Raw genomic sequence first — 24,846 nt, forward strand, 5'->3', positions numbered from 1 at the left:
GGGACACTCCATGGCGGCCCCGATGGCCGCCTTCATTCCAAGGACGTCGCGACACCTCCGCCTGTGACAAGCCCGTCCAGTTTGTGCGGATTGAGCACGCTGTAGATGCCGATGATCCTGCCGTCGTGCACCTCGATGGTGGTCACCGACTGCAGCTGGCTGCCGACACCACGCAGAATCGCAAGTTCGCCGTTGACCCAGCCAAGTCGTGCCGGCGCGGCCGCCCCACGTCGGGCGATGGCCCAGTACAGCCGCGCGATGCGCTCGGCGCCGCACAACGGACGGATGCCGGCGGTCACCACGCCGCCGCCATCGGAGAGATGGCGTGCGTGGGCGTGCAGCAGGGACTGCAGGGCGGCGCGGTCACCGCGCTGGCTGGCTTCCATGAAGCGGGTCAGCAGCTGTACGTGCTGCTGAGGGTCGACACTGAAGCGCGGTCGCCCCGCCTGCAGTCGCTGCCGGGCCCGGTGCACCAGCTGCCTGCAGTTGGCTTGGCTGTGCCCGAGCAGTCCGGCCATCTGCGGGTAGTCGATGTCGAAGGCCTCCTTGAGCACGAAGGCCGCCCGCTCGTCTGCGCTCAGCTGCTCCAGCAGCGACAGGAAGGCCAGCGATACCGCTTCGGTCTGCCCGTGGACCTGCGGCGGATCCGGTGCATGCTCTTCCACGCTCAACGGGCCCGGCAACCACGGTCCCGCGTAACGCTGGCGTTCGCGCCTGACTGCGCGCAGCCGGTCCAGCCCCAGCCGGGTGGTGGCCGTTACCAGCCAGGCCAGCGGGTCGCGGATATCGGCCTGGTTGGCGCCGGCCCACCGCAGCCAGGCATCCTGCAGCACGTCCTCGGCCTCGGCGCGGTCACCGAGCAGCCGGTAGGCCAGCGCCAGCAGGCGCGGCCGATGGGTCTGAAAAGTCAGTTCGGCGTTCATGGATTCCAGGACGTCCGGTCGCGCGCGCCTGTGACAGACGCCGGTCAGGGCACCGACTCTACCTGCGGTCGGTGAAGGGGTAAAATGGTCCGATTACCCCCGCCAGCCATGAGCAAGCGAGCCCGTCGTGACTTCGATCAAGCAGGAAGACCTCATCCAGTCTGTCGCCGATGCGTTGCAGTACATCTCGTACTACCACCCGGTCGACTACATCAAGAACCTGGCTGCGGCCTACGAGCGTGAGGAGTCGCCGGCTGCCAAGGAGGCGATGGCGCAGATCCTGATCAATTCGCGCATGTGCGCCGAAGGGCACCGCCCGATCTGCCAGGACACCGGCATCGTCACCGTGTTCCTGGAAATCGGCATGGACGTGCGCTGGGACGACGCCACGATGGGCGTGGAGGACATGGCCAACGAGGGCATCCGTCGCGCCTACCTGCATCCGGACAACAAGCTGCGTGCATCGGTGCTGGCCGATCCGGCCGGCAAGCGCACCAATACGCGCGACAACACGCCCGGCGTGGTCAACGTCAAGGTGGTGCCCGGCAATACGGTCGATGTGATCGTCGCGGCCAAGGGCGGTGGCTCGGAAGCCAAGACCAAGTTCGCCATGCTCAACCCCTCCGACTCGATCGTTGACTGGGTGCTCAGGACCGTGCCGACGATGGGCGCCGGCTGGTGCCCGCCGGGCATGCTGGGCATCGGCATCGGCGGTACGGCCGAAAAGGCGATGCTGCTGGCCAAAGAGGCGCTGATGGAGCCGATCGACATCACCGATCTGCAGGCGCGCGGTCCGTCCAACCGCATCGAGGAGCTGCGGCTGGAGCTCTATGAAAAGGTCAACGCACTGGGCATCGGTGCGCAGGGTCTGGGCGGGCTGACCACCGTGCTGGACATCAAGATCAACGACTACCCGACCCACGCGGCCAATCTGCCGGTGGCGATGATTCCCAACTGCGCAGCGACCCGCCATGCGCACTTCACCCTGGACGGCAGCGGCCCGGTGATGCTGGACCCCCCGTCGCTGGAAGACTGGCCCCAGCTGACCTACGACGCGTCCAAGGGCACGCGGGTCGACCTGGATACCATCACCCCGGAAGACGTGGCCAGCTGGAAGCCGGGCCAGACGCTGCTGCTCAACGGCAAGCTGCTGACCGGCCGCGACGCCGCGCACAAGCGCATGGTCGACATGCTCAACAAGGGTGAACCGCTGCCGGTGGATCTCAAGGGCCGCTTCATCTATTACGTGGGTCCGGTCGATCCGGTGCGCGACGAAGTGGTAGGCCCGGCCGGCCCGACCACGGCAACCCGCATGGACAAGTTCACCCGCCAGGTGCTGGAGCAGACCGGCCTGCTGGGCATGGTCGGCAAGGCCGAGCGTGGCCCGGCGGCGATCGAAGCGATCCGTGACAACAAGTCGGCCTATCTGATGGCGGTGGGCGGTTCGGCCTACCTGGTGTCCAAGGCGATCAAGGGGGCCAAGGTGGTGGGCTTCGCCGACCTGGGCATGGAAGCGATCTACGAGTTCACCGTGCAGGACATGCCGGTCACCGTGGCGGTGGATTCCACCGGCGAGTCGGTGCACAGGACCGGCCCGCGCGAGTGGCAGGCCCGCATCGGCAAGATTCCGGTCGTGGTCGAGTGACCGCAGGCCGCGCGCAGGATCACCTGCGCCGGCGTGAACCACAACGGCGCCTTTCCGGCGCCGTTGTGGTTGCCCTCGCACTCGCCAGGGCAGGCATCGATGGTGTGCCGGACTACAGAATCTCCAGCACGGTCTCCGGCGGGCGACACAGGCGGGTACCCTTGTCGGTGATGACCACCGGCCGGTTGATCAGACGCGGGTGCGCGGCCATGGCTTCAACCAGCACCTCATCGCTGGCGTTGGCCAGACCGAGTTCGGCATAGGCTGCTTCCTTGGTGCGCATCAGTTCGACCGGCCGCAGCCCGGCGTCGGCCAGCACCGTGCGCAGCGTGGCCGCATCCGGTGGCGTGCCCAGGTAATCCACCACCTGCGGATCAAATCCGGCGTCGCGGATCAGTGTGAGCGCGCCGCGCGAATTGCTGCAGGCCGGGTTGTGCCAGATCGTCACCTGCATCAGAACCACTCCAGCAGCGAGACGCCCAGGCCGATGTAGGTGGCCTTGTGGTTGTAGTCGATCATGCTCTCGCCATAGCCGTCGAAGACCTGCACATGGCCGCGCAGCAGGTTGCTGATCGGGAAACCGTAGTCGAGCTGCAGCGCACCGTGCGAGCGCGAACCGCTGCGCAGTGAATGCCGCGCCATCAGAGCGACCTCATGGCCATTGCGGTTCCACACCAGCGTCGCGTCGCCGCGGCCCATGTAGTCTTCGATGTCCGGATTGTTGTCCTCGCCGCGCGACTCGGGAATGCGGTACCAGGGACGCAGCATCAGCGCCCAGTTCTCGCGGTCCAGGCCGACGTTGAGGATCACCCGGTTCCAGCTGCGCGACAGCGGATCGGCCCGGCCATTGGACTGGTGGTTGAGCGTGATGCCGCTCATGCGTCCACGCCAGCCACCGATCGAGTAGCCGTTGCGGAACATAAGCATGACTTCCGGCTCGTAGTTGGTTTCGCGGAACGGGCGCGAGTTTTCGCTGTTGTAGGCCTGCCAGCGCGAGCTCTGCGTGTAGGCGGCCCAGATGTCGCCGTTGTCGCCAAACAGGTTTTCCACCACCTTGGTCTTGAAACTGAGCTGGAACTTGAGCTCGGTGCTGTCCAGCACCTGCGGGGTGCGCACGCTGTTGTCCGGGTTCGGCGACTGCGGCATCTGGTTCTTGTCGCTGGTCCAGAAGGCAGGCAGCAGATAGACCGGCTTGTAGGCGCGCAGCTGGAACGGGCCCAGCTTGGAGTCTTCGGCCAGCTCCCAGCGACTGTCCAGCAGAGAACCACGTCCAGCATTGGCCAAGGCGGTATCGGCCGGGGTTTCATGGCTCGCGCGGAACATCTCGCCCATGCGCTGGCTGAGCCGCTGCTCGCCTTGGCTCATCCGCTGGTTCTGCCGCTGCTGGCGGCGCTGTGCGGCGGCCTCCGCCGCTGCAGCGTCGGCCTCTGCGGTGCTCAGCGCATTCGGGGCGAACAGCTGGTCGTAGCACGCCAGGCGTGCGGCGTCGGTGGTAATGGCCGCACAGGCGCCCGGCGCGGTTGCCGGCGGGACAATCACCTCCTGGGCGAGGGCGGGCAGGCAGGCCAAGGCCAGGGGAAGGGGCGAAAGGCGTAACAGGCCAGAAGGCAGCGTCATCGGCGCAGGCTCATCGATAGTGAGTATGTATGGAAAGAGTGTGGCGGTACTGTTCGAAAACAGCCAGCACTGGCCCTCTTATGCCTTTTGATGGCGTCATCAGGCCGTGAACGCGATGTCGCCAGCGTCACAGCCACCAGGCAAAGCCGAAAAGGCCGAGCATGGCCACGACTACCGCCAGGTTGAGCGCAACGCCCAGCAGCAGGCCCATCCATGTCGCCAGTCCGACCCGCGTCGCCTGACCGAGTGCGCGTCCATGCCAGTACTCGCCCAGCAGGGCGCCGATCAGCGGGCCCAGCAGCAGTCCCAGCGGCATGAAGAAAAGTCCTGCCACTGTGCCCACGAATGTACCCCATAGGGCCTTGCGGCTCGCACCTACGCGCTGCGCGCCGAGCACGGTGGCCAGCAGGTCGATGACGAAGGAAAGCGCGGTCAATGCCGCCAGTGCCAGCAGGGTGGGCCAGCCGACCCGGCTGAAACCGTCAGCCCAGGCGGCCAGCAGCAGGCCAAGAAACACCAGTGGGGTACCCGGCAACGCCGGCAGGACGACACCGGCCACGCCGGCCACTACCAGCAGGCCCGCTAGCAGGTAAAACATGAATGGGAGGTCCATTCTTCACCGTATGTTTGCCAAGTTGGGGTTGACAGGTGTTGTTTTCGACCGTTGCAATTTCATTTTGCTCGGGTTAAGTTGCAGTTGCTGAGCTTGGCAAGGTCACCGTGAATCGTGGCCTGATGATGGTAGATCGTTCCGATCCGCTGGCATCGTTGCACCTCGCTTCCCCTTGCTTGTCAGCCGTCCGCTACCGGGCGTACCCAACAACAAGAGAGAGAGTCAGGGAGTCGTAAAGATGTCAGATCGCGAGAGCGGAACCGTGAAGTGGTTCAATGATGCCAAGGGCTTCGGCTTTATCAGCCGTGAGAACGGCGAGGATGTGTTCGTGCACTTCCGCGCCATCCAGACCCAGGGCTTCAAGAGCCTGAAGGAAGGCCAGCAGGTCACCTTCACCGTCGTGCAGGGTCAGAAGGGCCTGCAGGCCGATGCCGTGCAGCCGATCTGATCGGCAGGCGACATTCGAATGAAAGAAGGCCCGCGCAAGCGGGCCTTCTTGTTTGCGGAGCCCGGCGCGCAGCCGCGTGCCGGTTGTCTGATGCGGAAGCGGCGCAGTGCCGCCGGATCATCCACTCAGCGCAGGACTACCCGGCCGTTGATCACGCGGACATAGGTGTTTTCGCGGATGCCCGCCAGGTCACGCTGGTTGACCACGACGGTACGACCGTCGTCCATGCGCACGGTGATGTCGTAGGTGTCGCTGGTCACGTTCTTCTGGATCTGGTTGCCGGCCAGCGCGCCGCCGGCGGCACCCGCCACCGCGGCGATGTTCTTGTTGCCGCGGCTGCCGCCGGTGTGGTCGGAGATCTCATGGCCGGCGACGGCGCCCACGATGCCGCCGAGGATGGCGCCGGTCGCACTCGGGGCACTGCGTCCGGACTGCACGGTGTTGATGCGGGTCACGATGCCGCAGTCGGCGCAGGTACGGTTCTGGTAACCGCTGTTGCTGCTGTAGCCACTGTTGTAGCCGCCTCCACCGTAGCCCGGCGAAGTGGCACAACCGGCCAGGGCGAGGGTGGCGATGGCGCCGGCGGCGATGAGCTTGATCTTCATGGACTTCTCCTGGCCAGAAGTAACGGTGGAAGGGGTGTGTGGCTGAATCGTCACGCTTTCAACGTGAACGGCGCGCCAATCCCGACCGCTCAATATGGCTGGTCAATGAATCTGGGGGTGGGGCGGGGGCGCTGTCTGCAGGCCAGCTTCTGTGTCCACACTGCGGCACAAGGCATTGCCGCGTTAAAATGACGCGATGAATGAACAGCTCAAAGAACGCTTCGCCGGTATTGAACGGCTCTATGGACGTGGCGCCCTCGATCGATTTCAGGCCAGTCGCGTCGCCGTTGTCGGGATGGGCGGGGTTGGCTCCTGGGTTGTCGAAGCGTTGGCGCGCTCGGCCGTGGGTCATCTGACCCTGATCGACGCCGACGACATCTGTGTGTCCAATACCAACCGGCAGCTGCCAGCGCTGGACGGCAACTATGGTCGCAACAAGGCCGTGGCGATGGCCGAACGCTGCCTGGCGATCAACCCGCAGATGTCGGTGGACGCGGTGGAGGCCTTTCTTACCCCCGGCAACATGCTGGAGTTGCTGGATCGTCAGTTCGACCTGGTCATTGATGCCTGCGACAGTTTCCGGGTCAAGGTGGAAACCATTGCCTGGTGCCGGCGCCGCAAGTTGCCGCTGCTGACCGTCGGCGCGGCAGGGGGCAGGACCGATCCGACGCTGGTGCGGATTCGTGACGTTTCCCGCACGGAACACGACGCGATGCTGGCGTTGATCCGCAAGAAACTGCGCAGTGAGTTCAAATTCCCCAGCAATCCCAAACGTTACTTTGGCGTCCCGGCGGTGTACTCGCTGGAAAATGTGAAGTATCCGCAGGCCGATGGGAGCGTGTGCGGCCTGCGGCCCAACCTCGGCGCCGACGCGGCTCTGAAGCTCGATTGCGGTGCTGGCCTGGGCGCCGCAACGCACATTACCGGCGCCTTCGCCTTTGCTGCAGTGGGTAAGGCATTGGACATGCTGCTGTCGCCGAAAAAAACTGCCGGGTAGCGCCGGGCCCGCGCGTCGAGCGCGGCGCCGTGGCGCATCATCCCGGCAACCCGAACAGCCGCCGCGCGTTGTCGCTGGTGACGCGCGCCAGCTCTTCAAGCGCAACCCCGCGCAGCGAGGCGACGTGGCATGCGATCACCTGCAGCCGTGCCGGTTCGTTCCGCTGGCCGGCGATGCCTGCGTCGGGCTGATCGGGGGCATCGGTCTCCAGCAGCAGCTGCTCCAGCGGCATCTGTTTGACCAGCGCCTGCAACCGCTGCGCGCGCGGCCAGGTGGTCGGCCCGCCCAGCCCCAGCAGGAAACCTTCCCGGTACAACATCGCCGCCTGCTGTGGGCTGCCCGAGAAACTGTGCACAACACCGCGCAGGCCACCGACGCGACGGATCGCGGCGGTCACCGCATCCACCGCTTTGCGCGCATGCACGATCACCGGAAGATCGAACTGCCGCGCCAGCCGCAGCTGCGCCTCGAAGAACTCCAACTGCTGGGCCGGGTCATGGCCCTGGACGAAAAAATCCAGCCCACACTCGCCTACCGCACAGGGTCGCTCGCGCTCCAGCCACTGCGCGAGTTCGTCAAGGTGCGCTCGGCGGTGGTCGTCCATGAACATGGGGTGCAGGCCATACGCTGGATACAGGCCAGGCGCCTGCCGGCAGACCTCGCGCAGTCGAGGCCAGCCCGCTGCGGTGACCGCAGGAACCACCTGCTGCACCACGCCGGCATCGCGCGCACGGGCGAGCACCTGTGCGCGATCCTCGTCGAAGCGCGGTGCGTCCAGATGACAGTGGCTGTCGACCAGCATCAGCGCGACCGCTGTTGCAGCGGGGGCGGCTCGTCGCTGCGGCGCTTCCAGTTGGCCAGCAGCAGCGTGCCCATCCCGAGCAGGATTTCATCGAGCAAGGGCACCGGGTCGGGGATGATCAGCGTCAGTACGAACAGCCCGGTAGTGAGCTTGAACAGGGTGGGGTGGCGCAGGCGGCGAGCCCACTCCAGCACCGGCAGCAGCAGCGGATTGGCCATCTCGGGTCTCCAGGCGGGCGTGCAAACGCTATCACGCCAGACATGTGGCCGTTTGCTGAATGGGGCAAGGTGCCCCCGGGCGGCGTGCTGAGATCGTTCAGCATACGCGTGCTGCAATCTGCGCCGAGAACATTGCGAATGGTTCGCAAGGATCTGGAGCCTGACATGAAAAGCACAACTACTACTGTCCTCGTCGCCGCCGGGGCGCTGCTGGTCGGGGGCATGGCCACCGCTGCCTTCATGAAGGGTAACGACAAGGCGCCAGACGCCTTGACCGGCAGCCCGACAGCTCAGACGCAGGATGACGTGGGTGCGGTGGTCGCCGACGACGGTGCCCGCAGTGACGCGCTGGACCTGGGCGGCCGTTCCGGCCTGCAGTATGCCGACGTGCTCAAGGTCGACCCTATCACCCAGAAGGAACGCGCCTACGCGACGGTCATCGGCAGCGAGGCCGTCCGCGAAACGTCCAGCGTGCAGACCCCGCATGAGGTGTGCGAGGACGTGGTGGTGCAGGAACGCCTGCCCGAGCGTGATGGCAATGTCGGCGGCACCGTGGCCGGCGCCGTCATCGGCGGTCTGCTGGGCAACCAGGTGGGCGGCGGCAATGGCCGCAAGGTCGCTACGGCCGCCGGCGCCGTGGCCGGCGGCGTGATCGGCAACCAGGTCGACAAGCGCCACGTCGGCGGCCGCGTGGTCAACCGTACCGAGCGCCAGTGTCATACCGAGACCACGACCTCTGAATCCAGCCGCGTCACCGGCTACAACGTGACCTATCGCAACGCCGACGGCACGACCGGCACCATGCGCATGGACAGCAAGCCCGGCACGCGCATTGCGATGGGCAACACCGATGTGGTCAAGGGTTATAACGTGACCTACCGCTACGACGGCGCCGAGAAGACCATCCGCATGGACAACCGGCCGGTCAGTGATCGCCTGCCGGTCGTGGATGGTCAGCTGGTGACCCAGACCGCTGCGGCCGACGGCAGCACCCGCCAGTAAACGCATTCGTCCCCTTCCACGAGACGCAGCAGAGCCGGCGCACGCCGGCTTTGCTGCATCCGGGGCCGGACCAGCAAGGGCGTGACGACCAACGGTCGTCACCTACCACAAGCGGAGCCTGATCCACCGGGAGGTGACGACCGTTGGTCGTCACGCTGTTGCTCCTGCACTGCAGCTTGGAACCGCCCGCCGTTGTTGCCAGACTGCGCTGGCGCCTGCCCGGCACGCGCGGCGGTCGGCGTTCTGACAATGCCGACGGACCTTTGCAGCAACGACACGAGCGAGGTGATCGATGTTTGCGGTGGTACCTGACCCCATTCCCGCGCGGATGCGTGGCCTCAACCGCGCCGAAATCTGTGACGCGAACTTTCTCGAGTTCATCCGCAACTGGCAGGGCAGGGCGGGCCGACCGCCAACGGCGTCCGAGCCGATCCTGCCCGGCAGCGCGCTGGAGGCCGCCGCGTTCGGCGAACTGTTCGAGTCCCAGCTGGCCAGCCGTCACCTCGACCTGATGGCACGCGTGCTGCGCGTGCAGGACAAGGTCTACTACACCATCGGCTCGGCCGGGCACGAGGGCAATGCCATGCTGGCGCGGGCCTGCCGGGTGACCGATCCGGCATTTCTGCACTACCGCTCTGGTGCGTTCATGGCCGAGCGCGCGCGCCAGGTCCCCGGCATCGACCCGGTGCTGGACACCGCGCTGTCCTTTGCCGCCAGCGTTGACGACCCGGCCAGCGGCGGGCGGCACAAGGTGTGGGGCAGTCGTGCCCTGTGGGTGCTGCCGCAGACCTCGACCATCGCCTCGCATCTGCCCAAGGCCTTGGGTACCGCCCTGGCCATCGAGAGTTCGCAGCGGCTGGGGCAGCTGCTGCCGGTGCCGGTCGACAGCATCGTCATCTGCTCCTTCGGCGACGCTTCGGCAAACCACGCCACCGCCCAGACCGCCTTCAACACGGCCAGCTGGTCCGCGCACCAGAAACTGCCAGCCCCGGTGCTGTTCGTCTGCGAGGACAATGGACTGGGCATCTCCGTGCGTACCCCCGAGGGCTGGATTGCCCAGCGTTTCGGCAACCAGCCGGGACTCGACTACTTTGCTGCCGACGGGCTGGACCTGGCTGCCGGCCATGCCCAGGTAACGGCGGCGGTAGACCACTGCCGGCGCACCCGTCGCCCCACGTTCCTGCACCTGCGCACCACGCGGCTGATGGGGCACGCCGGCACCGACTTCGAGGTGGAGTGGCGCGCACTGGACGAACTGTGCCGCGCAGAGGCCTGCGATCCGCTGCTGCGCAGCGCGCAGATCGCACTGCAGTCGGGCTGGATGGATGCCAGCCGGCTGGAGCGTGCCTACGAGGCGATGCGTTCACGGTGCTTTGCTGCCGCTGAGCTGGCCCAGCAGCGGCCCAGGCTGCGCTCGCTGGCCGAGGTGGTCCAGCCATTGGCCCCGTACTCGCCGCAGGCGGTGCAGGTCGAGGCCTGCCGCGCACCGGCAAGCGACACGCGCGCGTTGCTGTGCGGAGGTGACAGCCAGTTGCCCGAGCGGCTGCCGCCGCGTCACATGGCGCTGCAGATCAATGCAGCCCTGCAGGAGCTGATGTGCAAGTACCCGCAGTCCCTGCTGTTCGGTGAAGACGTGGCGCAGAAGGGCGGCGTCTACACCGTGACCCGCGGCCTGATGCGCCAGTTCGGACCGCGCCGGGTGTTCAACACCCTGCTGGATGAAACGATGATCCTCGGACTGGCCCAGGGCATGGCCAACATGCAGCTGCTGCCGATCGCCGAGATCCAGTACCTGGCCTATCTGCACAATGCGCTGGACCAGCTGCGGGGCGAGGCCTGTTCACTGCAGTTCTTTTCCAACGACCAGTTCCGCAACCCGATGCTGGTCCGGGTGCCGGGGCTGGGCTATCAGAAGGGCTTTGGCGGGCATTTCCACAACGACAACTCGATTACCGCGCTGCGTGATATCCCGGGGCTGGTGGTTGGGTGTCCGAGCCGCGGCGACGATGCGGTGGCAATGCTGCGCACGCTGGCTGCGCTGGCCCGGGTGGATGGTCGGGTATGTGTCCTGCTCGAGCCCATCGCGCTGTATATGACCAAGGATCTGCACAGCGCCGGCGATGGACAGTGGTTGTTCGATTACCCTGCGCCGGGGCACGCGCTGGTCCCGGGACAAGGCCGGGTGTACTTCCCCGAGGCATGCGATCTGGTGGTGTTCACCTTCGGCAACGGTGTGCCGATGGCCCTGCGCGTGGCGCGGCGCCTGCAGGAGGAGCACGGCCTGCAGGTGAGGGTGGTGGACCTGCGTTGGCTGGTGCCGCTGGATGTGGCCTTCATCGTCAGCCAGGCGGCCGATGCGCGACGGGTTCTGGTCGTGGATGAGGGGCGGCGCAGCGGAGGGGTGGGCGAGGGCGTGCTCAGCGCCCTGGTCGAGGCCGGCTTCGGACAGCTGCCGACAGCCCGTGTCAGCGGCGCGGACACCTATACCCCGCTGGCAGGTGCAGCAATCTTCGGGCTTCCAAGCGACAATGTCGTCATGAGCGCTGCCTTGGCGTTGGCGCGGGAATCTTGATGCATGTGTGGATTGGCTGGAGTATTGCTGCCGCAGGCGGCCGAGGGCGCCGAGGCGCTGCAGCAGGTGGCGCAGGCGATGGGCGATGCCCTGCATCACCGCGGCCCCGATGACGGGGGGACGTGGGTCGACGCGCGGGCCGGCATCGCGCTGGCCCACCGACGCTTGAGCATCCTGGACCTGTCACCGCTGGGTCACCAGCCAATGGACTCAAGCGACGGGCGCTATGCCATCGCCTATAACGGCGAGGTCTACAATTTCGCTGCGCTGCGCGCCGAACTGGAGCCACTGGGGCACGCCTTCCGCGGCCACTCCGACACCGAGGTGCTGCTGGCCGCGTTCCTGCAGTGGGGCGTGGAGGACACCCTCTCACGCTGCAACGGCATGTTCGTCCTCGCGCTGTGGGACCGTCAGGAGCAGTGTCTGTGGCTGGCCCGTGACCGGGTCGGCAAGAAACCGCTGTATTACGGCTGGGCCGGCGATGCGCTGGTGTTCGGCTCGGAACTGAAAGCGCTGTGGCAGCATCCGCGCTTCGACAATGACATCGACCGCGACGCGCTGACCCTGCTGCTGCGGCTGGATTACATTCCGGCACCGCACAGCATCCACGAGCGTTGCTTCAAGCTCATGCCGGGGCGGGTGCTGCGGCTGGATGCCGCCAGTGTGGCCGCCGGAGCCGGCAACCATCGCCCCGATCAGGCGCAGCGCCCCTTCTGGGATGCGCGCGCGCGCATGCAGGAGGCCCTGGCCAACCCGTTCCAGGGCAGCATCGAGCAGGCCGAGGCGCAGTTGGATGCGTTGCTGCGCGACGCGGTAGCGCTGCGCATGGTGGCCGATGTGCCGGTCGGTGTGTTCCTGTCCGGCGGCACCGACTCATCGTTGGTGGCCGCATTGATGCAGGCGCAGAGCAGCAGCCCGGTACACAGCTTCAGTATCGGCTTCAGCGGCTCGCATCACGACGAAGCGCCGCTTGCCAGCGAACTGGCCCAGCATCTGGGCTGCGACCATACCGAACTCTATGTCAGCGGGGCTGACGCACTGGCCGTGGTGCCGACGTTGCCGACGATGTTCGATGAACCTTTTGCCGATGCTTCCCAGGTACCGACCGCGCTGGTGGCGCGGCTGGCACGGCAGGGGGTGACCGTGGCGCTTTCCGGTGACGGCGGCGACGAGCTGTTCTTCGGCTACACGCGCTATCAGCGTGCGCTGCGCAACTGGCAGATGCTGGGCAAGGTTCCTGCGCCGCTGCGGCGCTGGATGAGCGGGCGGGCCGGGAGCCAGGGCGAGGCGTCGCGGACCGGCGGGTTGGCGGCTCTGTTGGCCGAGGCCGGCGCGCGTGGCATCGGTGATGTCTACCGCAACCGGATCTCGCGCTGGCGCGACCCCGTCGCGGCCGTGCCCGGCGCACGCCTGGCCAACAGCTTCTACGATCTGGCCGATCCGCTGCACGGGGCCGGCACGCCTGCCGACGCAATGATGCTGGCCGACTTTGTCAGCTACCTGCCCGACGATCTGCTGTGCAAGGTTGACCGTACCTCGATGGCGGTAAGTCTGGAAGCACGCGCCCCGCTGCTGGACTGGCGTGTGGCCGAGTTCGCCTGGTCACTGCCGATGGCGTTCAAACGCGAGCATGAGACCAGCAAGGTGCTGCTCAAGCGCGTGCTCGGCCGCTATGTGCCGCAGGGCATGGTGCACCGGCCCAAGCGTGGTTTCGGTGCGCCGGTCAGCGACTGGCTCAAGGGCGATCTGCGGCCGTGGGCCGAAGACCTGCTGCAGCCGGCGCGGCTGGAGCGCGAAGGCGTGCTCTCGGCCGCCGCGGTGCAGCCCCTGTGGCGGCAGTTCATCGGGGGCCAGCGCAAGTGGCATACCCATCTGTGGAATGTGCTGATGTTCCAAGCCTGGCACGCACATTGGCGGGACGTCCGTGCCACAGTGGCCGGTTGACCTTCACTGCCTGCCACGCGCTGGTCGCCTAGGCTGATCCCTTCCCCCTGAAAGGAGAAGGTGATGGCGCAGTACACCATTGCAGTGCTGGTAGGCAGCCTGCGCAAGGGATCCTGCAACCGCAGGCTGGCCCGCGCGCTGGAAAAGCTCGCCGAGGGCAGGGCACGCTTCGACTATGTGGAGATCGGCGACCTGCCGCTGTACAACCAGGACAACGACGGCGACTACCCGGCCGAGGGCCTGCGGCTCAAGCAGCAGATCCGTGACGCCGACGCGGTGCTGTTTGCCACCCCCGAGTACAACCGCTCGGTGCCCGGCGTGCTCAAGAACGCCATTGACCTGGGGTCGCGTCCCTACGGCGACAGCGCCTTCGCCGGCAAGCCGGCGGCGGTGGTCGGCGCCTCGATCGGCGCCATCGGCAGCGCGCTGGCCCAGCAGCATCTGCGCAACATCCTGGCGTACCTGGACATGCAGGTACTGAGTCAACCGGAAGTGTTCATTCACTTCAAGGATGGCCTGATCGACGAGGACGGGAGCGTCTCCAACGCGGACACGGCAAAGTTCCTGCAGAGCTTTGTCGAGCGCTTCCTGGCGCTGATCAAGGTTTACGGCCAGCGGGACTGACCCGGGCAGGGCAGGGCGCCATCTGCGATAATCAGCCGGTGGCGCCTGCCGCCCCATGGCGTGAGCCGGCTCTGTTCCGGCCTGCATGGGCCTGCCTTACCTGTCAGGTGGGCTGGGCAGGCCATCGCCCGCTCCATCGCCCCAACCAGGAAACAGCGCAGCATGCCCGCCCGTTCCGGCTTCCGTTCCGACCGTAAAGACCGTGGTGACCGTGATCGTTTTGATCGCGACGAGGCGCGCATCGACCAGCTGCGCGTGCCGCCGCATTCGGTGGAAGCCGAGCAGGCCGTGCTTGGCGGCCTGATGCTGGCACCGGAGGCGTTCGACCGGGTCAACGACCAGCTCAACGACGTCGACTTCTACCGCCGCGATCACCAGATGATCTACCGGGCGATCCGCGAGCTGTCCGAGCGCGACCGTCCATTTGATGCGGTGACCCTCGGCGAGTGGTTCGAGTCGCAGGGGAAGCTGGAGCTGGTCGGCGACGGCGCCTATCTGATCGAACTGGCCAGTACCACGCCGTCGGCGGCCAATATCGTGGCCTACGCCGAGATCGTGCGTGACAAGGCTGTGCTGCGCCAGTTGATCCAGGTGGGCACGGACATCGTCAATGACGGTTTCCAGCCCGAAGGCCGAGAGAGCAGCGAACTGTTGTCGCTGGCCGAAAAGAGCGTGTTCGCCATTGCCGAGCAGGGCGCGCGCGGCCGCACGGACTTCGTGGCGATGCCCGGCGCGCTGAAGGACGCCTTTGAGGAGCTGCGCAACCGCTTCGAGAACGGCGGCAACATCACGGGGCTGCCAACCGGCTACAGCGATTTCGACGCGATGACCGCCGGGCTGCAGCCGACCGACCTGATCATCCTTGCCGCGCGCCCGGCGATGGGCAAGACCACCTTCGCCCTGAACATCGCCGAGTACGCTGCAATCAAGTCGAAGAAGGGCGTAGCGGTGTTCTCGATGGAAATGTCCGCCTCGCAGCTGGCCATGCGTCTGATTTCCTCCAACGGTCGCATCAATGCCTCGCGGCTGCGTACAGGCCAGCTGGAGGACGAGGACTGGAGCCGGGTGACCAGTGCGATCCGGATGCTCAAGGAGACCAAGATCTTCATTGACGACACCCCCGGTGTTTCGCCGGAGGTGTTGCGCTCCAAGTGTCGCCGCCTCAAGCGTGAGCACGACCTTGGCCTGATTGTCATCGACTACCTGCAGCTGATGAGCGTGCCGGGCAACAGCGAGAACCGCGCAACCGAAATCTCGGAGATCTCGCGTTCGCTCAAGGGTCTGGCCAAGGAACTGAACGTGCCGGTGATCGCGCTCTCCCAGCTCAACCGCTCGCTGGAGACGCGTACCGACAAACGGCCGGTGATGGCCGACCTTCGCGAATCGGGCGCTATCGAGCAGGATGCGGACATGATCGTGTTCATCTACCGCGACGACTATTACAACAAGGAAAACTCGCCGGACAAGGGTCTGGCGGAGATCATCATCGGCAAGCACCGTGGTGGCCCGACCGGCTCGTGCAAGCTGAAGTTCTTTGGTGAGTACACCCGGTTTGACAACCTGTCGCACGACTCGGTGGGCTCGTTCGAGTAAGCGGCATCGAGGCCGGCGTGCGCACCCGGCAGGTGACGACCGTTGCCTGGCCTTGGGTAGGTGACGACCGTTGGTCGTCACGCCGTTGCTCCGGCCTTGGGTAGGTGACGACCGTTGGTCGTCACGCCGTCGCCCCGGCCTTGGTAGGTGACGACCGTTGGTCGTCACGCCGTTGCTCCGGCCTTGGTAGGTGACGACCGTTGGTCGTCACGCTGTCGCCCCGGCCTTGGTAGGTGACGACCGTTGGTCGTCACGCTGTCGCTCGTGATCAAGAGCGGGACGACCAACGGTCGTCACCTACCGGAGCCAGTTGGGCAGCGCTCCTGGCACCAACAAAAAACCCCGCCGAAGCGGGGCTTTCTGCTGCAGCGCCTCTGCGATCAGTTCGCCTTGTGGATCGCGCGCTTGCTCACGGCCATTGCCGCGTCATGCACCACCTCGGACAGCGACGGATGCGCATGGCAGATGCGGGCCAGGTCGTCGGCCGAGCCGCTGAACTCCATGGTCAGCACGCCTTCGTGCACCAGCTCGGAGACGTTGGCGCCGACCAGGTGCATGCCCAGGATGCGATCGGTTTCGGCGTGTGCCAGTACCTTCACAAAACCGGTCGGCTCGATCATCGCTACTGCACGACCGTTGGCGGCGAACGGGAAGCTGCCAGCCTTGTACGGAATGCCCTCGGCCTTGAGCTGCGCTTCGGTCTTGCCGACCCAGGCCAGTTCCGGCTCGGTGTAGATCACCCACGGAATGGTGTCGAAGTTGACGTGACCCGGCAGGCCAGCAATCAGTTCGGCCACGGCGATGCCTTCCTCGAAACCCTTGTGCGCCAGCATCGGGCCGCGCACGCAGTCACCCACCGCCCAGACACCGTTGACCCCGGTGTGGCAGTGCGCATCGACCTCGATCTGGCCGCGCTCGTTGATCTTGACGCCGGTGCCTTCGGCCAGCAGGCCCTTGGTCGCGGCGCGACGGCCCACGGCCACCAGCAGCTTGTCCACCACCAGCGACTTCTCGCCTTCGCTGTCGGTGTAGGTCAGGGCAACTTCCTTCTTCTTGCCCTTGCCGGTCACTTCGGCCTTGGAGACCTTGGCGCCGAGCTGGATGTCCAGCCCCTGCTTCCTGAACTCCTTCAGCGCGACCTTGGACACCTCGGCGTCAGCGGCGGCCAGGAACTCCGGCATGGCTTCCAGGATCGTCACTTCCGCGCCCAGGCGCTTCCACACGCTGCCCAGTTCCAGACCGATGACACCGGCGCCGATCACGGCCAGACGCTTGGGCACTTCGGTGAAGTCCAGGCCGCCGACGTTGTCGACGATGGTCTCGCCGTCGAACTTTGCAAACGGCAGTTCGATCGAATCCGAACCGGCGGCGATGATGACATTGGTGCCCTTGAGCTGGACCACGCTGCCGTCATGCTGGGTGACCTTGACCACGTTCTCTGGCTGCAGTTCGCCGAAACCGTAGTAGGCGGCAACCTTGTTGGCCTTGAACAGCATGCCGATGCCACCGGTGAACTGCTTGACGATCTTGTCCTTGCGGCCAACCATCGCTTCGACGTCGATGTTGGCATCCTTGAAGCTGATGCCATGGTCGCCAAAGATGTGGCCCATGTTCCAGTACTGGCGCGAGGAATCCAGCAGCGCCTTGGACGGGATGCAGCCCACGCGCAGGCAGGTGCCGCCCAGGGCCGGCTTGCCATCCTTGCCGAGGGCGGCATCGATGCAGGCGGTCTTCAGGCCCAGCTGGGCAGCGCGGATGGCGGCGTGGTAACCGGCCGGGCCGGCACCGATGACGACGACGTCGAATTGTTCAGCCATTGAAATAGTCCTTAATGCAATACCAGAACCCCTCCGCGCAGGCGCGGAGGGGCGGGAGGTCTGTTACAGGCCGAACAGCATGCGGCCCGGGTTTTCCAGCTGGTTCTTGATGTCCACCAGGAACTGCACCGAGTCCTTGCCGTCGATGATGCGGTGGTCGTAGGACAGCGCCAGATACATCATCGGCGCGATCACGACCTGGCCGTTCTGGGCGATCGGACGCTCCTTGATGGCATGCATGCCCAGGATGGCGCTCTGCGGCGGGTTGATGATCGGGGTCGACAGCAGCGAGCCGAAGGTACCGCCGTTGGTCACGGTGAAGGTGCCGCCCTGCAGTTCGTCCAGACCCAGCTTGCCGTCACGGGCCTTCTTGGCGTACTCGGCGATGGTCTTTTCGATATCGGCGAAGGACATGCGCTCGACGTTGCGCAGCACCGGGGTCACCAGACCCTTTTCGGTCGAGACCGCGATGGAGACGTCGGCGTAACCGTGGTAGATGATGTCGTCGCCGTCGATGGAGGCGTTGACCAGCGGGAAGCGCTGCAGCGCGTTGGCGGCGGCCTTGACGAAGAAGCTCATGAAGCCGAGCTTGATGCCGTGCGCCTTGACGAACTCATCCTGCAGTTCCTTGCGCGCGGCCGAGACCTTGGACAGGTCGACTTCGTTGAAGGTGGTCAGCATGGCGGTCGAGTTCTTCGACTCCATCAGACGCTCGGCGATGCGCTTGCGGATGCGGGTCATCGGCACGCGTTCTTCCGGACGTGCGCCACCGGCCTTGCCGGCGCCGCCGTTGCGGGCGAAGTTGACAATGTCTTCCTTGGTCACCGCACCACGGCGGCCGGTGCCATCAACGTCGGCCGGGTTCACGCCTTCGGTGATGGCGGTGAAGCGGGCGCCCGGGGGCAGCGCGTCGGCCGACGATTTGGCGGCCGGGGCCGGCGCAGCAGCGGCAGCCGGCGCAGCCGCCGCGGCCGGAGCCGCAGCGGCTTCCTTCTTCTCTTCAGCAGCCGGTGCCGGGGCGTCGGCCACGGCGCCTTCTTCGATGATCGCCACGACCTGGCTGGAGGTCACGGTGTCGCCTTCCTTGAACTTCAGTTCCTTCAGCACGCCATCGACCGGCGAGGGCACTTCCAGAACGACCTTGTCGGTTTCCAGGTCAAGCAGGTTTTCATCGCGCTTGACGGCGTCGCCGACCTTCTTGTGCCAGGTGGCGATGGTGCCGTCAGCGACGGATTCGGGCAGTACCGGGGCTTTGACTTCGGTGGCCATGCAGAAGCTTCCTGATTTGTCTTTCTTGAATAGGGGGGGGAGTTATTCAGCGACCACGTCGTTGAACGGATTGACCAGCGCATCGGCAACCAGCTGCTGCTGCTCGCGGATGTGGTCAGCCATGTGTCCAGCGGCCGGCGATGCCGAACGTGCGCGACCGGCGTAGTGCAGGTTCTGGCCATCGGCCAGGCAGAACTGCAGATGGTGGCGGATCTGGTACCAGGCCCCCTGGTTCTGCGGTTCTTCCTGCGTCCACACCACGTCGGTGGCCTTGCCATACTTCTTCAGTTCGGCGGCCAGCAGCGCACGCGGGAACGGATACAGCTGCTCCACACGGATGATCGCCACGTCGTCCTGGCCACGCTTGGTCTGCTCTTCAAGCAGGTCGTAGTAGACCTTGCCCGAGCACAGCACCACGCGCTTGACCTTGCCGGCATCTGCGTTGGCATCACCGATCAGGTGCTGGAACTCACCGTTGGCCAGCTCGTCCAGGGTCGAGACGGCCAGCTTGTGGCGCAGCAGCGACTTGGGCGACATCACCACCAGCGGCTTGCGGGTGGTCAGGTGCTGCTGGCGGCGCAGCATGTGGAACGCCTGTGCGGGGGTGGAGGGCACCACTACCAGCATGTTCTCCAGCGCGCACAGCTGCAGGAAGCGCTCCAGACGCGCCGAGCTGTGTTCCGGGCCCTGGCCTTCGTAGCCATGCGGCAGCAGCAGGGTCAGACCGGAGATGCGGCCCCACTTGGCTTCGCCGGCGGCGATGAACTGGTCGATCACCACCTGTGCGCCGTTGGCGAAGTCGCCGAACTGACCCTCCCAGATGCACAGGGTGTTGGGGTCGGTGGTGGAGAAGCCGTACTCATAGGCCATCACCGCTTCTTCGCTGAGCAGCGAATCGATGACGGTGGCCTTCTCCGGCGAATCCACCAGCTGCCGCAGCGGCATGTAGTAGTTGTCGGTCTTCTGGTCGTGCAGGATCGCGTGACGGTGGGTGAACGTACCGCGGCCCACGTCCTGGCCGACCAGACGCAGCGCGCTGCCCTCATCGAGCAGGGTGGCGTAGGCCAGATTCTCGGCAAAACCCCAGTCGCCCGGGATCTCGCCGGCAGCCATGCGACGGCGGTCGTCGTACACCTTGGCCACGCGGGAATGCAGTTGCACTTCCTCGGGGATGGTGTTGATCAGCCTGGCCAGTTCGACCAGCTTGTCCTTGGGCACCTGGGTGGAGACCGGGTCGGACAGCTTGCCTTCCAGCAGCTTGGGCCAGTTGACGAACAGCGGGCTGTCCGGCGGGGTCTTCTCGACCTGGGCCAGTTCGGTGGTCACTTCGCCACCGTCGAGCTTTTCGCGGTACGCATCGACCATCGCCCGGCCAGCGCCGGCCTCGATGACACCGGCTTTTTCCAGCTGCTCGGCGTACATCTCACGGGTGGTCTGGTGCTTGCGGATGACCTGGTACATCAGCGGCTGGGTGATCGCCGGCTCGTCGGCCTCATTGTGGCCCCAGCGGCGGTAGCACATCAGGTCGATGACCACATCCTTGGCGAACTGCTGGCGGAACTCGAAGGCCAGCCGGGCAGCGAACACCACCGCTTCCGGATCGTCGCCGTTCACGTGCAGCACCGGAGCGGCAATCATCTTGGCCACGTCGGTGGCATAGCGCGTGGACCGCGTATCCAGCGGGTTGGAGGTGGTGAAACCGACCTGGTTGTTGACCACGATGTGCACGGTGCCGCCAACGGCGAAGCCGCGGGCCTGCGACATCTGGAACAGCTCCATCACCACGCCCTGGCCGGAGAAGGCCGCATCGCCGTGGATCAGAATCGGCATCACCTGCTTGCGCGCGGTGTCCTTGCGGCGCTCCTGGCGCGAACGCACGGAGCCGGCCACCACCGGGTCGGCGATTTCCAGGTGCGAGGGGTTGAAGGCCAGTGCCAGGTGCACCGGGCCGCCCTCGGTGGCTACGTCCGCCGAGAAGCCCATGTGATACTTCACGTCGCCGGCCGAGGCGTGCTCGTCGTGCTCGAACTTGCCTTCGAACTCGTCAAACAGCTTGCGCGGGTTCTTGCCCAGCGTGTTGACCAGCACGTTCAGACGGCCACGGTGGGCCATGCCGATCACCACGTCCTTGACGCCGTCCTTGCCGGCATCGCGGATGATGGTGTCCATCATCGGGATCAGCGAATCGCCGCCTTCCAGCGAGAAGCGCTTCTGGCCCACATACTTGGTATGCAGATAACGCTCCAGGCCTTCAGCGGCGGTCAGGCGCTCCAGGGTGCGGCGCTGGGTGGCCGCGTCCAGCTGGTAGTTGCCGCCGGCCGCTTCCAGACGCTTGTAGATCCACTGGCGCTGCTCGACCTCGGAGATGTGCATGAACTCCGCACCGATCGAACCGGTGTAGGTCGACTTCAGACGCGCCAGCAGGTCGCGCAGCTTCATGCGTGGCTGACCGCCCACGCCTCCGGTGCTGAACTCATCGTTCAGGTCACCCTCGGAGAGGCTGTGGAACGGCAGGCCCAGGTCCGGCGTTTCGACCGGCGGGGCCAGGCCCAGCGGGTCCAGGCGGGCGGCCAGGTGGCCGCGCGAGCGGTAGGCGGTGATCAAGCGACCGACATTGCGCTCGCGCTCGTCGCCCGCACCGTCGCCGGTGCCGGCCTTGAGCGCGCCCTTGGCGGCGTCGGCGATGTGCGCGATGACGGCCGAGTGCGGGATGTCGCCTGCTTCACGGCCCTTGAAGCCGTCGAAGTAGGTCTTCCATTTGGAATCGACACTGTCCGGAGAAACGAGGTACTGCTCGTACAGATCCTCGACGTAGGAGGCGTTGCCGCCGGCGAGTTGCGATGATTGCGCAAACTGCTTCAGTAGATTGTCCACGATGGAGAGTGTTATTCGCTTGTGGGGGTAGGTCTTCATGAAGGCCGCGCGACGTGAAGGATCGGGCCGCAGCGGGCGTGTTAAACACCTGAATTGTACCCCTAACCGGCGGCGAAGGGGCGCCGGGACGGGCATTGGGCGGCACCCGGGACCGGTTGTGGACAGGTTCGGCCGACCGGCGTGTTTACAGGCCGAGGGCACGCAGTTCGCTGCAATCGCGCGAACGGTCCCAGACGCGCTGCAATCCTGCGGTGAACGCCTGCGAACGTGGAGGCAGCGCGATGCCGGCGTTTCCGTCCAGGCGCTCGTGATGCATACGAAAGTAGTAGTCGCCGTTGTCATTGACAAAGCAGGCACTGGTCAGCGCACGGTCGGCCGGGTCGGCCACTTCACGCATGCGCACCACGCTGGGCAACCGCTGCATCAGGCCCAGCAATGGGCTGCCGGCCCGTGCGATGGCGGCCGCATCGTGCACCAGGACGCGCAGCAGGGTGTGCTGGCGCTGCGTGCAGAAGCGCCGCAGCGCCTGCTGCACCGGCGCGTGCTGCAGCAGGGCAGGGTCGAGCAGGGGGCTGTGCAGCCACAGCTGGCGGCGTGCACGATGGGCCACCGCCACGGTGATGGCCTGCGCGGCGGCCAAGCCGTTCACCGCAACGGGGCCCTGCAGGTCCAGGGCCATCTGCTGGTGAGCGATGTCCGCCTCGATGAATTCCGGACCTTCGGGCAGGAAGCCCTGGCGGGCGTAGAAGTCGCGCGCTGGCAGCTGTGCATGCAGCACCACCTGTGCGAGCCCGGCCGCGCGGGCGGCGCCGACCAGCGCCTCCAGCACTGCCTGGCCGACCTGCTGGTTGCGGGCCTCGGCCAGCACGGCCATGCGGCCGATGCGGCCTTCGGGTGTCAGCCGCCCGGTGCCGACCGGCCGACCCTGCTCACCCCACGCCAGCACGTGCGTGCAGGCCGGGTCGAGCGCATCGTGTTCCAGCTCGACCGGCACGCCCTGCTCGAGCACGAACACCGCGTCACGTACCGCGTGGATGGCGGCGTGCCACTGCGCGTAGGCGGCAGGCTCGACCCGGAGCGTCGGCATGCTCAGCCGCGGGCCTTGCCGACCGGCACCACCGGCGCAGCGGGCACCGCCCCGTCGCCCGCGTCCTGGTCCTCGTCCTCGTCGCGCTCGTCGTGCTCGAAGCTGACCACGACCTCGACGCCTTCCTCGTGCACGGTCACCTCATGGACGCCGTCGTCGAACGCATCGTCGATCTGCTGGACCTGATCCACGGCGGCGACCACCTCGACAGGGTCCTGCTCGTCCTCCGGCTCCTCGTAGTCCGGGTCGATCACCTGGTAGTAGCCCTGCTGCATGAGGGCGTGCAGGCCCTGCTGGCCCTTGGCCGAGAGCCCGCGCCAGGCGGCGGCATCAAGCCGCTCATGCGCGGCCAGGCGCTGGGCGTCCTTGACCGGCATGGCGATATCCAGGCCGCTGCAGTACAGGCGGGCACCGCGCGTGGCGCGGCGCCAGGCCAGACGGGCCCACGGATGCCGTTCGAGCAGCATGCCCTCGGCCAGGGCCGTGGTGATCTCTTCGGGCGAGGGCGCCGGGCCGCTGGGCATCACTTCACCGGCGGCACGGTAGGTGGTGATGAAGCGGCCGAACCAGTCACCCAGCCGGTCCGGGTCGTTCATGCGGATGGCGTTGAGCGCGGTGACCACACGGTTCATCGCCAGGGTGTCGATCTCATTGGGATCGGCCGGCAGCTTCAGGTCGGGGTCCTGATAACGGATGTTCTCGTCGGCGTCGACGATCAAAGCGTCCAGATAATCGCTGATCAGTTCGGCCGAGGAGGGCGCGCGCATGCCGAAGGAAAAGGTCAGGCAGGGATCTTCGGCCACGCCGTTGTGCGGCACGTTCGGTGGCAGGTACAGCATGTCACCCGGTGCCAGCACCCAGTCGTGGGTGGCCTTGAAGCGCTGCAGCAGCTTCAGTTCCACGTCGGGACGGAAGTCCAGCGGCGGGCGCTTGCCACGCACGGCTTCGCTGGCGTCGATCTGCCAGCGGCGGTGGCCATGGGCCTGCAGCAGGAATACATCGTACTGGTCGACATGGGCGCCGACCGAGCCGCCGGTGGCGGCGAAGCTGATCATCACATCGTCCATCCGCCAGCGCGGCAGGAAGTCGAAGTGACCGATCATTGCGCGTACGTCGGGGTCCCACTTGTCCACGTCCTGGACGAGCAGGGTCCAGTCATGGTCGGGCAGGCCGGGGAAGTCGCTTTCCTGGAACGGGCCGCTGCGCACGCTCCAGCCATCGGTGGCGCGGTCGTGGCGGATCAGGCGGGCGAGCACGCCGTTCTCGCATGCCAGTCCGGCCAGGTCGTCCGGCATCACCGGGGTCTGGAAGTCGGCGAAGGCATTGCGGATCAGCAGCGGACGCTTCTGCCAGTAGTCGCGCAGGAAGGCGGCCGGGGACATGCCGAGCGGTTTGCCGGGGCGGGCATGGACTTCGAGCGGAAAGGCAACGGGCTTGCGGGCGGCCATGGGGAATCCTTGCAGCGGGAATCTGGACAGATGGCGGTATTGTCCGCCGTTCGGCGCGGAATCGCACGTGGTGTGGTCTGCGGCCAACGGCAGGGCCCCTCGTGGCTGGTGCAACGCGGGGCTGTGCGGAGGTCGGGCGGGTTGGGTCTGCGGGGGACGCCGCAAGTACCCCACCGGGGACCGGCCCAGCCGCATAGCGGCTGTGCGTTCGGGCGCTTGCGAAGCTGTGCTTCGCAAGCAAAGCGCCCTCACCCATGTAGGCTTGTGTCCGCCCATCCAGGGCTCCCACACCCCCGCACTGGCGGCCAACGGCAGAGCCCCTCGTGGCAGGTGCACTGAGATCATGCGAAGGTCGGGCGGGTTGGGTCTGCGGGGGACGCCGCAAGTACGTCCATGTAGGCTTGTGTCCGCCCATCCAGGGCTCCCACACCCCCGCAGACCCAACCCGCCCGACCTGGGACAGTTTTCGTGCGCGCCAGCCACGGAAAAAGAAAAAAGTAGAGCGGGGCTCTGCCCCGCTCCCAAGCAAAAGCCGAAAACCCAAAGCCAAAACCCAAAGCCAAAAGCCAAAAGCCAAAAGCCAAAAGCTGTTAGATCCGTCCGTCCACCGGGACGTGTCGGGGGCGGGGCGGTGTGGGTTTGCGGGGGTGTCGAGCGCCAGGGATGGCGCGAAACAAGGCACGCAGGACGCAGTTTTTGCCGTCCCCCGCAGGCCCACACCGCCCCGCCAAGCGCAGGACAGCGCAGA

The 24,846-nt window shown here is 66.3% G+C and carries 20 protein-coding genes; 8 read left to right on the top strand and 12 right to left on the bottom strand.

Annotated features, from left to right (window positions below; genetic code table 11):
• Window positions 1-32 precede the first annotated feature (32 nt).
• Window positions 33-923 (bottom strand): RNA polymerase sigma factor SigJ, encoded by an 891-nt coding sequence (gene sigJ / locus RZA67_RS06230; RefSeq protein ID WP_317211771.1) that lies wholly within the window; start codon window positions 921-923, stop codon window positions 33-35.
• 127 nt (window positions 924-1,050) lie between these two features.
• Here sigJ and RZA67_RS06235 point away from each other — a divergent pair, with 127 nt between their 5' ends.
• The gene (locus RZA67_RS06235; protein ID WP_317211772.1) at window positions 1,051-2,568 is read left to right on the top strand and encodes a fumarate hydratase; all 1,518 of its coding nucleotides are present in this window, start codon (window positions 1,051-1,053) and stop codon (window positions 2,566-2,568) included.
• A 112-nt stretch (window positions 2,569-2,680) separates the two neighbouring features.
• On the opposite strand, the gene arsC is transcribed toward RZA67_RS06235, so the two are convergent.
• From arsC to RZA67_RS06250, 3 genes are all read right to left on the bottom strand, one after another.
• Window positions 2,681-3,022, bottom strand: coding sequence for an arsenate reductase (glutaredoxin) (arsC, locus tag RZA67_RS06240; protein WP_317211773.1), 342 nt, complete (start codon window positions 3,020-3,022; stop codon window positions 2,681-2,683).
• Complete coding sequence (locus RZA67_RS06245) at window positions 3,022-4,185, bottom strand: phospholipase A (RefSeq protein ID WP_317211774.1); 1,164 nt, start codon at window positions 4,183-4,185, stop codon at window positions 3,022-3,024. Before RZA67_RS06245 ends, arsC begins: the two co-directional genes overlap by 1 nt.
• Before the next feature lie 127 nt (window positions 4,186-4,312).
• Window positions 4,313-4,798, bottom strand: a complete 486-nt coding sequence (locus tag RZA67_RS06250) for a DUF456 domain-containing protein (RefSeq protein ID WP_317211775.1) — start codon at window positions 4,796-4,798, stop codon at window positions 4,313-4,315.
• Window positions 4,799-5,036: 238 nt separating this feature from the next.
• Between RZA67_RS06250 and RZA67_RS06255 the strand changes: the two genes are divergently transcribed.
• Window positions 5,037-5,246 carry a cold-shock protein gene (locus tag RZA67_RS06255; RefSeq protein ID WP_317211776.1) on the top strand — a complete coding sequence of 70 codons (210 nt, stop codon included), beginning with the start codon at window positions 5,037-5,039 and terminating at the stop codon, window positions 5,244-5,246.
• A 125-nt stretch (window positions 5,247-5,371) separates the two neighbouring features.
• On the opposite strand, the gene RZA67_RS06260 is transcribed toward RZA67_RS06255, so the two are convergent.
• A complete protein-coding gene (locus tag RZA67_RS06260; protein ID WP_317211777.1) occupies window positions 5,372-5,851 on the bottom strand; it encodes a glycine zipper 2TM domain-containing protein in 480 nt (159 codons plus the stop codon).
• A gap of 196 nt (window positions 5,852-6,047) precedes the next feature.
• Here RZA67_RS06260 and RZA67_RS06265 point away from each other — a divergent pair, with 196 nt between their 5' ends.
• A complete protein-coding gene (locus RZA67_RS06265; RefSeq protein ID WP_317211778.1) occupies window positions 6,048-6,848 on the top strand; it encodes a tRNA threonylcarbamoyladenosine dehydratase in 801 nt (266 codons plus the stop codon).
• Window positions 6,849-6,885: 37 nt separating this feature from the next.
• On the opposite strand, the gene RZA67_RS06270 is transcribed toward RZA67_RS06265, so the two are convergent.
• Entirely contained in the window at window positions 6,886-7,650 is a 765-nt protein-coding gene (locus RZA67_RS06270; RefSeq protein WP_317211779.1) for a TatD family hydrolase, read from the bottom strand.
• The gene (locus RZA67_RS06275; RefSeq protein ID WP_317211780.1) at window positions 7,650-7,868 is read right to left on the bottom strand and encodes a DUF6116 family protein; all 219 of its coding nucleotides are present in this window, start codon (window positions 7,866-7,868) and stop codon (window positions 7,650-7,652) included. The genes RZA67_RS06270 and RZA67_RS06275 overlap by 1 nt, the downstream gene beginning before the upstream one ends.
• A 165-nt stretch (window positions 7,869-8,033) precedes the next feature.
• Here RZA67_RS06275 and RZA67_RS06280 point away from each other — a divergent pair, with 165 nt between their 5' ends.
• The 5 genes from RZA67_RS06280 (at window position 8,034) to RZA67_RS06300 (ending at window position 15,603) form a co-directional block, all read left to right on the top strand.
• Window positions 8,034-8,870: a glycine zipper 2TM domain-containing protein gene (locus tag RZA67_RS06280; RefSeq protein ID WP_317211781.1), complete on the top strand. Its 837-nt coding sequence runs from the start codon at window positions 8,034-8,036 to the stop codon at window positions 8,868-8,870.
• Between the two features lie 292 nt (window positions 8,871-9,162).
• Window positions 9,163-11,442 (top strand): transketolase C-terminal domain-containing protein, encoded by a 2,280-nt coding sequence (locus tag RZA67_RS06285; protein WP_317211782.1) that lies wholly within the window; start codon window positions 9,163-9,165, stop codon window positions 11,440-11,442.
• 3 nt (window positions 11,443-11,445) lie between these two features.
• Window positions 11,446-13,386, top strand: a complete 1,941-nt coding sequence (gene asnB, locus RZA67_RS06290) for an asparagine synthase (glutamine-hydrolyzing) (RefSeq protein WP_317211783.1) — start codon at window positions 11,446-11,448, stop codon at window positions 13,384-13,386.
• 63 nt (window positions 13,387-13,449) lie between these two features.
• Window positions 13,450-14,010, top strand: a complete 561-nt coding sequence (locus RZA67_RS06295) for an NAD(P)H-dependent oxidoreductase (protein ID WP_317211784.1) — start codon at window positions 13,450-13,452, stop codon at window positions 14,008-14,010.
• A gap of 162 nt (window positions 14,011-14,172) precedes the next feature.
• Window positions 14,173-15,603, top strand: coding sequence for a replicative DNA helicase (locus tag RZA67_RS06300; RefSeq protein ID WP_317211785.1), 1,431 nt, complete (start codon window positions 14,173-14,175; stop codon window positions 15,601-15,603).
• A 380-nt stretch (window positions 15,604-15,983) separates the two neighbouring features.
• On the opposite strand, the gene lpdA is transcribed toward RZA67_RS06300, so the two are convergent.
• The 5 genes from lpdA to RZA67_RS06325 all read right to left on the bottom strand — a co-directional run bounded on the left by lpdA (window position 15,984) and on the right by RZA67_RS06325 (window position 24,098).
• Window positions 15,984-17,420, bottom strand: coding sequence for a dihydrolipoyl dehydrogenase (gene lpdA, locus RZA67_RS06305; protein ID WP_317211786.1), 1,437 nt, complete (start codon window positions 17,418-17,420; stop codon window positions 15,984-15,986).
• A 63-nt stretch (window positions 17,421-17,483) separates the two neighbouring features.
• Window positions 17,484-18,689 carry a dihydrolipoyllysine-residue succinyltransferase gene (gene sucB, locus RZA67_RS06310; protein ID WP_317211787.1) on the bottom strand — a complete coding sequence of 402 codons (1,206 nt, stop codon included), beginning with the start codon at window positions 18,687-18,689 and terminating at the stop codon, window positions 17,484-17,486.
• A 42-nt stretch (window positions 18,690-18,731) separates the two neighbouring features.
• On the bottom strand, window positions 18,732-21,602 hold the full coding sequence (locus RZA67_RS06315) for a 2-oxoglutarate dehydrogenase E1 component (protein ID WP_317211788.1): 2,871 nt from the start codon (window positions 21,600-21,602) through the stop codon (window positions 18,732-18,734).
• A gap of 145 nt (window positions 21,603-21,747) precedes the next feature.
• The gene (locus RZA67_RS06320) at window positions 21,748-22,650 is read right to left on the bottom strand and encodes a GNAT family N-acetyltransferase (RefSeq protein WP_317211789.1); all 903 of its coding nucleotides are present in this window, start codon (window positions 22,648-22,650) and stop codon (window positions 21,748-21,750) included.
• A 2-nt stretch (window positions 22,651-22,652) separates the two neighbouring features.
• Window positions 22,653-24,098: a cupin domain-containing protein gene (locus tag RZA67_RS06325; RefSeq protein ID WP_317211790.1), complete on the bottom strand. Its 1,446-nt coding sequence runs from the start codon at window positions 24,096-24,098 to the stop codon at window positions 22,653-22,655.
• Between the last annotated feature and the right edge of the window lie 748 nt (window positions 24,099-24,846).

Source organism: Stenotrophomonas sp. C3(2023) (genome assembly GCF_032911385.1).
GTDB lineage: Bacteria > Pseudomonadota > Gammaproteobacteria > Xanthomonadales > Xanthomonadaceae > Stenotrophomonas.

Bases quoted from the DNA above. Each gene is read 5' to 3' on its own strand.
- sigJ (WP_317211771.1), bottom strand. From the start codon at position 923: ATGAACGCCGAACTGACTTTTCAGACCCATCGGCCGCGCCTGCTGGCG.
- arsC (WP_317211773.1), bottom strand. From the start codon at position 3,022: ATGCAGGTGACGATCTGGCACAACCCGGCCTGCAGCAATTCGCGCGGC.
- RZA67_RS06245 (WP_317211774.1), bottom strand. From the start codon at position 4,185: ATGACGCTGCCTTCTGGCCTGTTACGCCTTTCGCCCCTTCCCCTGGCC.
- RZA67_RS06250 (WP_317211775.1), bottom strand. From the start codon at position 4,798: ATGGACCTCCCATTCATGTTTTACCTGCTAGCGGGCCTGCTGGTAGTG.
- RZA67_RS06255 (WP_317211776.1), top strand. From the start codon at position 5,037: ATGTCAGATCGCGAGAGCGGAACCGTGAAGTGGTTCAATGATGCCAAG.
- RZA67_RS06260 (WP_317211777.1), bottom strand. From the start codon at position 5,851: ATGAAGATCAAGCTCATCGCCGCCGGCGCCATCGCCACCCTCGCCCTG.
- RZA67_RS06265 (WP_317211778.1), top strand. From the start codon at position 6,048: ATGAATGAACAGCTCAAAGAACGCTTCGCCGGTATTGAACGGCTCTAT.
- RZA67_RS06270 (WP_317211779.1), bottom strand. From the start codon at position 7,650: ATGCTGGTCGACAGCCACTGTCATCTGGACGCACCGCGCTTCGACGAG.
- RZA67_RS06275 (WP_317211780.1), bottom strand. From the start codon at position 7,868: ATGGCCAATCCGCTGCTGCTGCCGGTGCTGGAGTGGGCTCGCCGCCTG.
- RZA67_RS06280 (WP_317211781.1), top strand. From the start codon at position 8,034: ATGAAAAGCACAACTACTACTGTCCTCGTCGCCGCCGGGGCGCTGCTG.
- RZA67_RS06285 (WP_317211782.1), top strand. From the start codon at position 9,163: ATGTTTGCGGTGGTACCTGACCCCATTCCCGCGCGGATGCGTGGCCTC.
- asnB (WP_317211783.1), top strand. From the start codon at position 11,446: ATGTGTGGATTGGCTGGAGTATTGCTGCCGCAGGCGGCCGAGGGCGCC.
- RZA67_RS06295 (WP_317211784.1), top strand. From the start codon at position 13,450: ATGGCGCAGTACACCATTGCAGTGCTGGTAGGCAGCCTGCGCAAGGGA.
- RZA67_RS06300 (WP_317211785.1), top strand. From the start codon at position 14,173: ATGCCCGCCCGTTCCGGCTTCCGTTCCGACCGTAAAGACCGTGGTGAC.
- lpdA (WP_317211786.1), bottom strand. From the start codon at position 17,420: ATGGCTGAACAATTCGACGTCGTCGTCATCGGTGCCGGCCCGGCCGGT.
- sucB (WP_317211787.1), bottom strand. From the start codon at position 18,689: ATGGCCACCGAAGTCAAAGCCCCGGTACTGCCCGAATCCGTCGCTGAC.
- RZA67_RS06315 (WP_317211788.1), bottom strand. From the start codon at position 21,602: ATGAAGACCTACCCCCACAAGCGAATAACACTCTCCATCGTGGACAAT.
- RZA67_RS06320 (WP_317211789.1), bottom strand. From the start codon at position 22,650: ATGCCGACGCTCCGGGTCGAGCCTGCCGCCTACGCGCAGTGGCACGCC.
- RZA67_RS06325 (WP_317211790.1), bottom strand. From the start codon at position 24,098: ATGGCCGCCCGCAAGCCCGTTGCCTTTCCGCTCGAAGTCCATGCCCGC.